Here is a 13,306-nt window from a genome sequence, read left to right as displayed (position 1 = left end):
ACGCTTAATCCCTTTTTTTAACAGCATTTAGCCTCCCTTAATAGTCATTTGTCGAAATTTACTGTTAAATAAATATAAAGACCTTAATTTAGAAGGTATTATTTTATTAAAAGTCCAATGTCTGTTAATTTCCCTAAATATTCCTCTACATGGTTCCAAACTGGGACTTGTACACTATTGGTTGTAATTCTGGTCTTATTTGCAGTAGGCTGTAATAGCGGAGGACCAACATCGGCAACAACCAGCAGCAATAAATTTAAAGGTAAGGTTCCAGATAAAATTGACTTTACTTTTGATGTAAAACCAATTCTTTCGGATAGATGTTTCAAATGCCATGGCCCTGACAAAAATGCCATTGAGGGCGGGCTTTCATTGAACACTGCCGAAGACGCTTATACCGCATTGGGAAAAAATAAAGACCATTACGCCATTGTACCTGGCGATGTTAAAAAAAGTGAACTGGTTAATCGGATATTCACCAAAGATGAATCACTGATGATGCCTCCGCCAGAATCCAACCTAATCCTTAGTGAATATGAAAAGGAAATCTTAAAAAAATGGATAGACCAGGGTGCTGAATTTAAGACTCATTGGGCATTTATTGCTCCTGTAACACCCAAACTACCAAAAACGAACAACACGACTTGGGTTCAAAATGAAATTGACCAATTTGTTTTATCAAAACTGGAACAAAATGGATTGGAGCCCAATGAAAAAGCTTCAAAAGAGAAATTGCTTCGCCGTGTATTTTATGACCTTACAGGACTACCTCCAAGTGTGGAGCAAATTGAAGGTTTCGCAAAAGACAATTCCCCTAATGCCTATGAAGTAATTATAGACTCCCTTTTAAATACAATGGACTATGCAGAGCATATGTCTTCTGAATGGATGGATATCGCCCGCTACGCGGACACTCATGGATACCAAGACGATTTTGAACGCATTATGTGGCCTTGGCGGGATTGGGTTATTCACGCCTTTAAGGAAAATATGCCCTATGACCAATTTGTTACCTATCAATTGGCAGGAGATCTACTTCCCAATGCCAATGCAGAACAGATTCTTGCCACAGGTTTCAATAGGAACCACAAGATTACCTTTGAAGGTGGAGTTATTCCGGAAGAATACCGCATTGAGTATGTAGAGGATAGAGCCGTGACCTTTGGTACTGCTTTTTTAGGACTTACTTTTGAATGTGCCCGATGTCATGACCACAAATATGACCCTATAAGTCAAAAAAACCATTTTGAACTGTTTAGCTTTTTCAACAATATTGATGAACTTGGGCTGACTCCTGGAGGTGCCGGTAAAATTCCTAAGCCTTTTATGACCATAACGGAAAAGGAAAAAAATGGCGTATTGAGTTTTGTACAACTACAAAAATCCAACATGAAGGAAGTTCCTGTCATGGTTATGAACGAGATGGAGGAAATAAGACCTTCTTATATACTGAACAGGGGCGTCTATGACCAACCTACAACACAGGTATACCCAAACACACCCGAGTCCATTCTCCCTTTTCCTGAGGACTATCCTAAAAACCGATTGGGCTTGGCAAAATGGTTGTTTCATAAAGACAATCCATTAACAGCTAGGGTTACGGTGAATAGGTTCTGGCAGCGTATGTTCGGTAGTGGACTAGTTGCCTCTTCGTTTGATTTTGGCAATCAAGGTTCTCTCCCTACACATCCGGAATTATTGGACTACCTGGCCATTAAATTCAGAAATGAAGGTTGGGACGCTAGAAAGATTTTCAAATACATTGCCCTTTCGGCAACCTATCAACAGAGTACTACCGTTTCCAAAGAATTACTAGAATTAGATCCTGAAAACCAACTTTTGGCTCGTGCCCCAAGATTAAGACTTACGGCAGAATTAATTAGGGATCAAGCCTTGAAAATTAGTGGATTGCTCAACAGGGAAGTAGGAGGACCAAGTGTTAAACCTTATCAACCAGCTGGTATTTGGGAAGCCACTACAGGTGGTGGTGGTGGAAGTACGGCCACATACATTACAAGTACCGGGAAAGACCTTTACAGAAAAAGTCTGTACACTTTTTGGAAAAGAACGGTTCCACCTCCCAGTATGATGACTTTTGATGCAGCATCTAGAGATCTTTGTTCAGTAAAACGCCAAGAGACCAACACACCCTTACAGGCTCTAGTATTGCTTAACGACCCTCAAATTATAGAGGCAGCGAGAATACTTGCCAAAAATGCCATTGATCGCCATAAAGAAACCAGTGACCAGATTAGCTATATTTTTAAGCTGGCCACATCTAGAGCTCCGGATGAGGAAGAATTGACTATGTTGAACAATTATTATTCCAGTATGCTCCTAAAGGTCGAAGGAGAAGGAATCGAGGCCCAAGAATACTTGTCCATTGGTGCCTTTGAAATGGATAAAAACATTTCGGAAAGCCAATTGGCCGCATTGGCCTTAACCGCGCACACCATTTTAAACTTGGATGAAACTATAACTAGAGGCTGATTATGAGTGAGAAAAAAATTATAGAGGAAAGGTCGTTGATATTAAATCGACGATCATTTTTGGGCAAAACAGCCCTAGGCGTGGGTGGTGTAGCGTTGGCCTCCTTATTGGGTGCAAACCTATTTAGAAAAGATAAAAATGGTATACTTACCAAGGATGATAGTTTAAACGGAGTAAAGGGCATCTTAAATTCCCTTCATCATCCTGCCAAAATTAAAAGGGTAATATATCTGTTTCAAAGTGGCGGACCGTCTCAATTGGAACTTTTTGATTATAAACCTTTGCTGAACCAAAGACGAGGTGAAGACCTCCCGGAATCTATTAGAAACGGGCAGCGTCTTACTGGCATGACCGCTGGACAGGACACATTCCCATTGGTAGGTTCCTTGCATAACTTTAGTCAACATGGCAAAAATGGCACCCATATAAGTGACATTCTTCCATATACAGCGAAAATGGTAGATGAACTCTGCATCATAAAGTCGATGTATACCGAGGCTATCAATCATGACCCGGCAGTTACATTTTTTCAAACAGGTTCCCAACAACCTGGAAGACCCAGTATAGGATCTTGGTTGAGCTATGGTCTGGGCAGTGAAAATGAAAACCTCCCAGCCTTTACCGTTTTATTGTCCCGAGGTACTGGAAGACCAAATGGACAGCCACTATACACCAGATTATGGGGCAACGGCTTTTTACATTCCCTTCATCAGGGAGTGCAATTTAGAGCCGCCAAAGACCCCGTATTATATTTGAATGACCCAAAAGGCATTACCAAAGAGGTTAAACGTGAAATGCTGGACAATCTAGCAGCATTAAACGATAAACATTATCAGGAATCAGGCGACCCCGAAATTAAAAGCAGAATTGCCCAATACGAAATGGCATATAGGATGCAAACATCCGTCCCAAATGTCATGGATACAACCAAAGAGCCCGATTATATCTATGAAATGTATGGACCCGAAGCCAAAATTCCGGGTACCTATGCTGCCAATTGCCTATTGGCAAGAAGATTGGCGGAACAGGACGTGCGTTTTATCCAGTTATACCACATGGGTTGGGATCAACACGACAATCTTCCAGGGGCAATTGCTAAACAGGCAAAAGATGTAGACCAAGCCTCAGCCGCTCTGGTAGCAGACCTCAAGCAGCGTGGATTATTGGAAGACACCCTGGTGGTTTGGGGAGGGGAATTTGGAAGGACCAATTATTCTCAAGGACTTTTAACCGATACCAACTACGGCAGGGACCATCATCCAAGATCTTTCACTATTTGGATGGCAGGTGGTGGAATTAAACCGGGGATTGTTTATGGGGAAACGGATGATTTTGGATACAACATTGTCAAAGACCCGGTCCATGTCCACGATTTCCAGGCTACAATGCTTCATTTATTGGGCATAGACCATGAAAAATTAACGTATAAGTACCAAGGAAGAAGGTTTAGATTAACAGATGTAGAGGGACACATTGTAAAAGATATTTTGACCTAATTTCAAATGGGATAATTCAACAATATGTTTAAAGGGTTTCATGTTAACGGTTGAAAGGCCTTTGAAATTTATTGGTAGAAACATAAGAAAATAACACAAAATAGACCAAGGTAAGGACACCCCGCTCCGGATGTTCCTATATGAAATATTGATAGAATAAATGATACTACAGATAATAAACATTGGGCGCCTTCACCCCCTATTGGTCCATTTGCCCATTGGCATACTTGTATTGGCTTTTCTAATGGAACTCTACTTTAGAAAAAAAGCTTCCGGAACAGAATACAACATAATTACATTTGCCCTTGCAATAGCATCATTGACCACGATATTATCAGTAGGTAGCGGTTGGTTATTGGGGGAAGATGGAGGTTATGATGAGACCTTATTATTCAGACATCGCTGGATGGCGGTAGGTTTGGCCGTTGGCGCCACCTTGCTCTATCTTATTAAGAAATATCCTAGAGCCTGGTCCAAAGCTATTTATCTGCCTCTATTTATAGCAGTAATTGGGCTCTTAAGCTTAACCGGACATTTTGGGGGGAGCATGACCCATGGCGAAGACTACCTTTTTAATAATAAAGAAACCAAAAAAATTGTTATTACTGACGTTAACAAGGCACTCGTTTTCAACGATATTGTAAAGCCAATTCTGGATAATAAGTGCGTAAGTTGCCACAATCCCAATAAAATTAAGGGAGGCTTAATTATGACCAACAAAGCGCAGCTCCTTATTGGTGGTGACTCAGGAAGTATTTTAGAGGCCAAAGAGGGTGAATTACCTAGTTTAACACATCACATTAAACTACCTATGGAAGACGAGGACCATATGCCGCCAAAGGGTAAAGTTCAACTTACTGCTCAAGAAATTGAATTGTTGGAATGGTGGATCGGGCATGAAAACTGCTTTGATTGCGTTGCTGGGACATTGGACAAAACGGAGAAAATCAGTGCTATTCTAAATTCATTGGAAGAGGACACCTCTACAAGGGCCCTTATTGCGAAAGAAGTGGAAATAGTTTCAGAGGATTGGTTGGCTACCATAAACATAAATGGCCCTGTTATTACAAAATTGGCTGCAAACAATCCATTATTGATAGTAAACTTGTCCGGTCTTAAAGATTTAGGAAAAAGTAATCTTAGGGTCTTAAAAAAGTATGCAGAGAATATTGTTGAACTCAATTTGAGTAACTCAAATTTTAATGATACTATTTCTTCCTATTTAGCTTCATTTAATAATCTCACCAAATTGCAATTGCAAAATACGTTGATAACAGACAAGTCCATGCAAACATTAAGTGATTTAAAACACTTGGAGTCACTAAATATATACGGTACCGAAATAACTGACCAGGGTTTGGAACAATTAAACACCCTTTCCAGTTTAAAAACTTTATATCCATGGAATTCCAAAATCACGAAGGAAGCCTTGGAGGGCTACAGCAGTAAACATCTGGCTGTTACGGTCGTAAGTTTAGATGAAGACCTCTTTACTCCGTCGAGCTTGGAACCACCTTCCATAATTGCAGATACCGATTTTTTTACGGATTCCATCGAAGTAACCTTAGATTATTTCTTTAAGGGAGTTGACCTCTATTACACTCTGGATGGGTCCGAACCGGACACTACTTCCATAAAATATAATAGCCCTATTGTACTCGACAAATCGGCCCAGATCAAAGCCGTTAGCTTTAAAAAAGGATGGGCATTAAGTCCAGTAAAAACCGTCAGTTTTAAAAAATCGAACATTCTTCCAAGTTCCATAACCCTAAACAATAAACCCAACGACAAATACAAGGGTAATGGAGGAAAAACCTTAATAGATCTAAAAAGGGGGTCTATTAATTTTGTTGATGGAAATTGGATCGGTTATGAAGGGAGTAGTTTTGCAGCAACCCTAAAACTCAAAAAGGAAGAATTGATTTCCTCGGTATCCATAGGCGCATTTTCTTCACCGGAGAAATGGATCTTCTACCCTGTAGGCTTTAAGATATGGGTCTCCACTGATGGCAGCAACTTTAAATTAGTACATACAGAAAAAATAAGGACTGAACGCCCCAATTCAGATACCAAATTCCAATTTTTTGACCTCAACATACCACCTACGAAATCCAATTTTGTAAAAGTAGAAGTAATGAGTCAACTTAAGAATCCTTCCTGGCATCCTAACCCAGGAGGCAAAAGCTGGTTATTTGTAGATGAGATCGTACTTAACTAATAATAATCCATATTCCCCTCCAAAAGTCTTGTGTAACAATTATTACATATAGATTTTCAGATAGTACTATCTTTGCAAATTAATTAAATCATATGGAATATATACTTCAACCATGGCCATGGTATGTTTCTGGGCCTTTGATCGCTCTAACAATGTTATTACTGGTCTATTTTGGAAAAACATTTGGTATGTCGTCCAACTTACAAACACTTTGCTCTATTGGTGGTGCTGGAAAATATTCAGACTATTTCAAGATCGACTGGAAGTCCCAACGCTGGAACCTGACCGTTGTTCTAGGTGCAATTATTGGTGGATTTATAGCAACCCAATTTTTGTCGGATGGTTCGGCAATTGCTTTGAGCAGTGAAACCATTTCCGATTTAAATACTTTGGGGTTTACTGAGGTTGGAGAATCACTCCTACCCCCTGAGATTTATAGTTGGGAAAATGTGTTGAGCATAAAAGGGTTATCAATCTTGGTCATTGCTGGATTTTTAGTAGGCTTTGGAACCAGGTATGCCGGAGGATGTACCTCGGGCCATGCCATTACTGGCTTAAGCAACCTACAATTGCCCTCGCTTATAGCTGTAATCGGTTTTTTTATAGGGGGACTCATAATGACCTTCTTTATTTTACCCCTCATTTTTGGGTCATAAACCGAATCGCGAGATTTACACCGTCCACGTGATGGCAAAATATTCAATTCAAAAATAATAATAACGGCAATCAATTAATAATAAGCTTCGGGCTGCAGAAATTGTTCTCAGCGAAAAGTATATAACATAAAAAAAATGAAATTCTTAAAATTCTTGTTAGTAGGTATCTTCTTTGGTATTGTTCTGGTTAAATCGGAAGCAGTATCATGGTATCGTATCTATGAAATGTTCAAGTTTCAATCTTTTCATATGTACGGAATTATTGGCTCTGCGGTATTTCTAGGCATACTATTTATATGGGTATTTAAGAAATACAAGATAAAAAGTATTGAAGGCGAAGCCATTGATCTGGTACCGAAGGATAAGGGGGTTGCAAGATATATACTTGGGGGCACCATCTTTGGATTTGGATGGGCATTGGCAGGAGCCTGCCCTGGACCTATGTACATTTTGGTAGGCACTGGTATTTTTAGTATGTTAATAGTCATTGCAGGCGCCTTATTGGGAACCTTTACCTACGGCTTACTACAGAACAAATTGCCTAATTAAGACAAAACCTCCCCCTTCAACAAAAATTCAGATCGAAAATTTACCACTAAGGAACAACCTAAAGTTTGGTGAAATTAATCATAAGAAACTAACCAGTCCTTAACTTAAAAGGCAGTTGGCTTGTTTCAATATAGAAGTACGGGCTTATGAAGCTATTCTCTGCTTAAACAATTTCAGCACTTAATCCCGCATTCAGAAGCTTACTACATCTAGGTTCCAAATCGTTATACTCCCCTGTTTTAACCGTACATTTTCCATTGTAATGGACAATTAAGGAGCATTGCTCCGCCTGCTCCGGAGTATGGTCACAGGCCATAATTAATGTTTCAATAACGTGATCAAAAGTATTAACCTCATCATTGAACAAAACAATCTCATTTTGTTTTAGCGTCTCCTCTTCCAAAAGCAATTCTTCCGAGACTTTTTCTTTGGTACTCATAGAATTCAATTTTAATACCTTCTAAAATACATATTTTACAGCAACCCAATTATTCTTTTCAAGGTTTTTTTCAAATTTTAACCCTTCTTCCGTACATCTTTCAGTAATCTGGGGTATATCCTGTACATAAAAGCCACTCAGGAACATAATTCCACCTTTTTTAAGGCATTTTACATAGGCCGGAATATCTTCCAACAATATGTTCCTATTTATATTGGCTATGATAATGTCGTATTTTTGATCCAACAGTAATTCTGCGGTACCTTCAAAAACATTGATATGGCCACAATTATTCCGTTCAATATTTTCTTGAGCATTAAGGTAGCACCAGTTATCAATATCTATGGCATCTATATTAATCGCCCCCTTCATTGCTGCCAAAATAGCTAAAACCCCGGTTCCACTCCCCATGTCCAAGACAGATTTACCATTAAAGTCATGATCCAAAATATGCTGTAACATCATATGGGTAGTTTCATGATGCCCTGTACCAAAACTCATTTTGGGTTCTATAATAATATCATATTCCACTTTGGGTTTATCGTGAAAAGGCGCTCTAACAACGCACTGATCACCCACCTGAATAGGATTAAAATTACTTTCCCATGTAGCGTTCCAGTTCTCTTGTTCTATCTCCAAAAAATCATAATCAATATTAAACAATGGATTTTCAAGAATCTGTAAGTCATCCAAAATATTGGGATTCCAATCTTCCTTTTTTATATATGCTTGAACCCCATCTTCTGTTTCCACGAAACTTTCAAATTGCACCTCTCCCAATTCCGCTATCAGGATATCTGAGGCGGGTTGAAGAGGATCTACCTTAAAATTATACTCAATATATATAGAATTCGACATTTTATTAAAATTAGCTAGTTGGATACCCTATTAGAGGAAAAGAACCCGTTGAATTATCAACGGGTCTTTTAAATTATTTTAATGTACAAAAACCTCAAAAAAGTGATTTTCAACAGAACTTGATATAATGTATTTTTCTTTACGCTAATGCTTTAATTATAGCAATAAAGTCATCAGCAACTAAAGCGGCTCCCCCTATTAGACCACCGTCTACATCCGGTTTAGAGAAAATCTCAACGGCATTGTTAGGTTTTACACTACCTCCGTAAAGTATGGAAACATTATTAGCTATGCCTGCGTCATAGGCATTGGTTATTGTATTACGAATAAACGCATGCATTTCCTGTGCTTGTTCCGGGGAAGCAGTTTCTCCCGTGCCTATTGCCCAAACAGGCTCATAGGCCAATATAATTTTATTCCAGCTAGAAGCATCCAAAGACAATAGCGCATTTTTTAATTGGCTTTCCACTACTTTAAAATGATTTCCAGACTTACGATCTTCCAATTCCTCCCCAAAGCAAAACATTACCCTCATGTTATTTGCCAAGGCAGCTACTACCTTTTTAGATAAAATTTCATCCGTCTCCCCAAAATAGGCCCTTCTTTCAGAATGCCCAATAATAACGGTCTCTATACCAATACTCAAAAGCATATTGGCCGAAATTTCACCGGTATAAGCTCCATTTTCAGCAAAATGCATGTTCTGGGCAATAACCTCGATGGAGGACGATTTCAAGTTGTCGACTGCTGCGGACAAATTCACAAAAGTTGGTGCCACCATTACTTCTGCCTTAGTATCCGGAAGTTTAGCGGAAAGTTCTGCCAACAACACTTCCGTTTCCCCTAAATTCTTGTTCATTTTCCAATTTCCTGCAACTATTTTACTTCTCATTTTAAATCTAATTTATATTGTTCTCTTTTCCTTAATCAAGGTCTTCTGCCTTTTATTTTCAGACAAATGCCTATTCCAACTATTCAAACTTTAAATCCTCCAAGTCATTGTAATGTACTTTTTGGATGATTGTACCATTCTCTAAAACCAAGACGCCCGGATTGGACCGTACGATCGTTTTCAATGTGGTTTCATCCGTAAAATAAAAATCGAAACCCAATTGATATTCCTTTTTCATTTTTTGGGTATACTCCGGACCGGAAGCGGACATTCCAATAACCTTATACCCGTTTTTTATTGCCTTATCCGTAACCGTTTTTACTTCACTAAAAACACTGTATTGGCTCTTTGCCAGATCATAGGCAATCACCATGACCAATTTAGGCTCTTGTAACATGGAAGCCGTAAAATCTTCCCCCTCCCGCTCAATGGCAAAATCATGTATGGGGGGCTCGTATCCCTTTTGAATTTCCTTAGTATCCACACCTATAAACTCGCCATCTACAGTTGGGTAATCTCCATTGGTCACCACTACTTTTTCTTCTCCGTCTACACTAAACTTCCAACTATAATCGAAAATGGCAACCGGTGCATTTTCAGGAACGCTCATGCCTTCTTCTATATTGGCTCCAATTTTATAGGGCCTAAAATCTATTACCGGTAAGTGTTTAAGTACATAATAGGCAAAGATAGTACTAACCAATAAACCAACACCAACAATAAGTCTTTGGCCTTTATCCCCGAAAGGGGATTTAATAAATTTTGCCCCCAAAAATAGTATTATGATAAGCGCCAATAAAATTATATCCTTGGTAAAGGATTCCCAAGGTGTTAATTTTATTGCATCGCCAAAACAACCACAATCGGTAACTTTATTGAAATAGGCAGAATAAAAGGTAAGGAAGGTGAAAAACACAATCATCAAAAGTAGACTCCATAGTGTAAATTTAACTCGAAAACCTATTAAAAGCATAACGCCCAGCAATACCTCCAGTATTACAACAAAAATAGAAATCCCCAAGGCATAGGGCATCAAAAAACCCAAATCAAGGACTCCAGGACTAAAATATTCCTCCAGTTTAAAGGAAAATCCAACTGGATCATTTAATTTAATTAACCCACTGATAATAAATAAAAAGCCGACTATAATTCGGCACAATGCCACTATATATTTCATATTCTAATTCAATTCTCTATTTGTGAATCCAAATCCAAATTGGACTTGAAATTTTATCCTTTTCTTAAATAAATAAATTTCATGTTAACACACCGTTCAGTTTCCAATATATTAAAATGGAATTCTAGGATTCTGTTTCTTTTCCTAAATGTATCATTGCAAATACGGCATAGTTGATCATATCTTGATAGTTGGCGTCTATCCCTTCACTGACCAATGTTTTCCCTTTATTATCCTCTATCTGCTTAACGCGCAACAACTTTTGCAAAATCAAATCTGTTAGCGAACTTACCCTCATCTCCCTCCAAGCTTCCCCGTAGTCATGGTTCTTGTTTTCCATCAAGGTTTTGGTAATGGAAATATGCCTATCAAACAAGGCCACCGCATCGGAAGGAGAAAGATCTGGTTGATCAACAATGCCTTTTTCGATTTGTATCAAGGCCATAATGGAATAATTAATAATTCCGATAAATTCAGAAATCTCATCCTCATCTATCTTGCGTACCTCATTTTCCTGCAAACTTCTTATGCGCTGTGCCTTAATATATATCTGATCAGTAAGTGATGGAAGCCTTAAAATTCGCCATGCACTGCCGTAATCTTGCATTTTTTTCAGGAAAAGGTCCCTACAAATTTTAATGACGGCATTGTATTGCTCGGAAGTATTATGCATTTAATCTTTCTAATTTGTGTAAATTTCGCTTAAAATTTTAAACTATTCAAAAATCGAGGTTTAAACTTAAATTCCCAAAGTTTTACGACCTTTTATCTTATAAAAATCATGACTATTAACTGTAAAGGAAATTTATTGGATTTAAGTACCCCAAGAGTCATGGGCATACTCAATATAACTCCTGATTCGTTTTATGATGGTGGCAAATATAAGAGTGAAACCGACATTATCGCCCAAGTAAATACCATGTTGGACAATGGCGCAACCTTTATAGATGTTGGAGCTTATAGTTCAAGACCAGGTGCAGACCATGTAGATGAGGAAGAAGAGTTGACAAGAATTATTCCGATTGTAAAACTATTGCTCAAGACCTTCCCCGACATCCTTTTATCTATAGACACCTTTAGAAGCAGGGTTGCCGATGAATGTCTTACCCTTGGGGCTGCTATAATCAACGATATATCCGCGGGAAATCTAGATTTGAATATGTTATCCATAGTTGGGCAGCACCGCGCACCGTATATTATGATGCATATGAAAGGTATCCCCAGTAACATGCAGGATAAAACCAATTATAGAGACCTTCTGGGAGATATACTTTATTATTTTTCCGAAAAAGTAGCCTTGGCAAGGACCTTCGGCATTAACGATATTATTGTTGACCCCGGCTTTGGTTTCGCAAAAACCTTGGCACAGAACTATGAAATTCTAAAAAAAATTAATTTATTGCACTCCCTGGAACTACCCATATTGACTGGTATCAGTAGAAAGTCCATGATTTACAAATTACTGGATACCACTGCTTCAAATGCCTTGAACGGAAGCACGGCCTTACATATGTATGTATTGACTAATGGCTCACATATACTGAGGGTTCATGATGTTAAGGAAGCAATGGAGTGCATTCGAATATATAAAGCCATTAATGCACCCCATACGCTTTAAGAAATAATTGAATTATTGATCAAAAGGAAATTTGTTTAAAATTGGACTAAAACATTTTTTATAAATTAATATGCGGTTATAGCTTATTTCCTATTTTTACCAAAACCACAGGATTGGATTTTTTAAACTTCTTAGATTTTAGTGTTACGGATATCATAGACATCTTTTTGGTGGCTGTACTCCTGTATTATGTATACCAATTGGTGCGCGGAACAGTGGCCATTAATATTTTTATTGGTATTGTCATTGTTTGGGCATTTTGGAAGTTGACCGAAGTCCTGGATATGAAAATGATAAGTAGTATGGTAGGTGGTTTTATGCAAGTGGGACTAATTGCCCTTATCATTGTTTTCCAACAGGAAATTAGAAAATTTTTGTTAATGGTAGGATCTACCAATTTTGCTTCCAAACGCAACTTTCTAAAACACTTTAAATTTCTAAAAGAAGACGGACTAACCATAGGCACTAATGTAGATGCAATTATAGCAGCATGTGAAAGAATGGGAAGCACCAAAACGGGTGCTCTTATTGTTATTGCAAGAAATAATTCCTTGGACTTCGTAAAGTCTAGCGGTGATAAGATGTATATAGAAATCACCCAGCCAATCCTTGAAAGTATTTTTTATAAGAATAGCCCCTTACATGATGGCGCTATAGTTATTGAAGATAATTTTATAGTAGCTACACGGGTAATTCTTCCAGTTTCTAATGAACGTTCCATACCGTTGCGTTTTGGATTAAGGCATAGGGCTGCCGTTGGCATTACCGAAAAGACCGATTCCCTATCCATTATTGTGAGCGAGGAAACCGGTATTATCTCCTATATTAAAAATGGGGAATTTGTACTTTTTAAAGATTTAACGGAACTGGGCAATTTAATAAAATCGGATCTGCACTAATCCCTTACCAGATA

The 13,306-nt window shown here is 38.3% G+C and carries 12 protein-coding genes; 7 read left to right on the top strand and 5 right to left on the bottom strand.

The features are described from left to right. Positions 1 to 117: 117 nt before the first annotated feature. The 5 genes from CWD90_RS18205 to CWD90_RS18185 all read left to right on the top strand — a co-directional run bounded on the left by CWD90_RS18205 (position 118) and on the right by CWD90_RS18185 (position 7,409). The gene (locus CWD90_RS18205) at positions 118 to 2,490 is read left to right on the top strand and encodes a PSD1 and planctomycete cytochrome C domain-containing protein (protein ID WP_103477501.1); all 2,373 of its coding nucleotides are present in this window, start codon (positions 118 to 120) and stop codon (positions 2,488 to 2,490) included. A gap of 2 nt (positions 2,491 to 2,492) precedes the next feature. Next, positions 2,493 to 3,986 carry a DUF1501 domain-containing protein gene (locus tag CWD90_RS18200; protein ID WP_103477500.1) on the top strand — a complete coding sequence of 498 codons (1,494 nt, stop codon included), beginning with the start codon at positions 2,493 to 2,495 and terminating at the stop codon, positions 3,984 to 3,986. 160 nt (positions 3,987 to 4,146) lie between these two features. Beyond that, a complete protein-coding gene (locus CWD90_RS18195) occupies positions 4,147 to 6,204 on the top strand; it encodes an FN3 associated domain-containing protein (protein ID WP_103477499.1) in 2,058 nt (685 codons plus the stop codon). A 92-nt stretch (positions 6,205 to 6,296) separates the two neighbouring features. Then, positions 6,297 to 6,860, top strand: a complete 564-nt coding sequence (locus CWD90_RS18190) for a YeeE/YedE family protein (RefSeq protein ID WP_103477498.1) — start codon at positions 6,297 to 6,299, stop codon at positions 6,858 to 6,860. A gap of 135 nt (positions 6,861 to 6,995) precedes the next feature. Beyond that, the gene (locus tag CWD90_RS18185) at positions 6,996 to 7,409 is read left to right on the top strand and encodes a DUF6691 family protein (RefSeq protein ID WP_103477497.1); all 414 of its coding nucleotides are present in this window, start codon (positions 6,996 to 6,998) and stop codon (positions 7,407 to 7,409) included. A 163-nt stretch (positions 7,410 to 7,572) separates the two neighbouring features. Here the strand turns inward: CWD90_RS18185 and CWD90_RS18180 are convergent, their stop codons facing one another. The 5 genes from CWD90_RS18180 to CWD90_RS18160 all read right to left on the bottom strand — a co-directional run bounded on the left by CWD90_RS18180 (position 7,573) and on the right by CWD90_RS18160 (position 11,448). Then, complete coding sequence (locus CWD90_RS18180; RefSeq protein WP_103440092.1) at positions 7,573 to 7,848, bottom strand: ATP-dependent Clp protease adaptor ClpS; 276 nt, start codon at positions 7,846 to 7,848, stop codon at positions 7,573 to 7,575. Positions 7,849 to 7,869: 21 nt separating this feature from the next. Next, the gene (gene prmA, locus CWD90_RS18175) at positions 7,870 to 8,706 is read right to left on the bottom strand and encodes a 50S ribosomal protein L11 methyltransferase (protein ID WP_103477496.1); all 837 of its coding nucleotides are present in this window, start codon (positions 8,704 to 8,706) and stop codon (positions 7,870 to 7,872) included. A gap of 139 nt (positions 8,707 to 8,845) precedes the next feature. Then, on the bottom strand, positions 8,846 to 9,598 hold the full coding sequence (gene tpiA / locus CWD90_RS18170; protein ID WP_103477495.1) for a triose-phosphate isomerase: 753 nt from the start codon (positions 9,596 to 9,598) through the stop codon (positions 8,846 to 8,848). Positions 9,599 to 9,677: 79 nt separating this feature from the next. Next, on the bottom strand, positions 9,678 to 10,775 hold the full coding sequence (locus tag CWD90_RS18165) for a BT_3928 family protein (protein ID WP_103477494.1): 1,098 nt from the start codon (positions 10,773 to 10,775) through the stop codon (positions 9,678 to 9,680). Between the two features lie 124 nt (positions 10,776 to 10,899). Then, positions 10,900 to 11,448: a DUF1599 domain-containing protein gene (locus CWD90_RS18160; RefSeq protein WP_103477493.1), complete on the bottom strand. Its 549-nt coding sequence runs from the start codon at positions 11,446 to 11,448 to the stop codon at positions 10,900 to 10,902. 108 nt (positions 11,449 to 11,556) lie between these two features. On the opposite strand from CWD90_RS18160, the gene folP reads away from it, so the two are divergent. Both folP and CWD90_RS18150 read left to right on the top strand, forming a co-directional pair. After that, entirely contained in the window at positions 11,557 to 12,393 is an 837-nt protein-coding gene (gene folP / locus CWD90_RS18155; protein ID WP_103477492.1) for a dihydropteroate synthase, read from the top strand. A gap of 113 nt (positions 12,394 to 12,506) precedes the next feature. Next, positions 12,507 to 13,292, top strand: a complete 786-nt coding sequence (locus tag CWD90_RS18150; protein ID WP_103477491.1) for a diadenylate cyclase — start codon at positions 12,507 to 12,509, stop codon at positions 13,290 to 13,292. The last annotated feature ends 14 nt before the right edge of the window (positions 13,293 to 13,306 follow it).

Origin of the sequence: Arenibacter catalasegens, assembly GCF_002909235.1 — a bacterium.
In the GTDB taxonomy this organism is placed as follows: domain Bacteria; phylum Bacteroidota; class Bacteroidia; order Flavobacteriales; family Flavobacteriaceae; genus Arenibacter; species Arenibacter catalasegens.
This window is presented reverse-complemented; position numbering and strand designations above follow the sequence as displayed.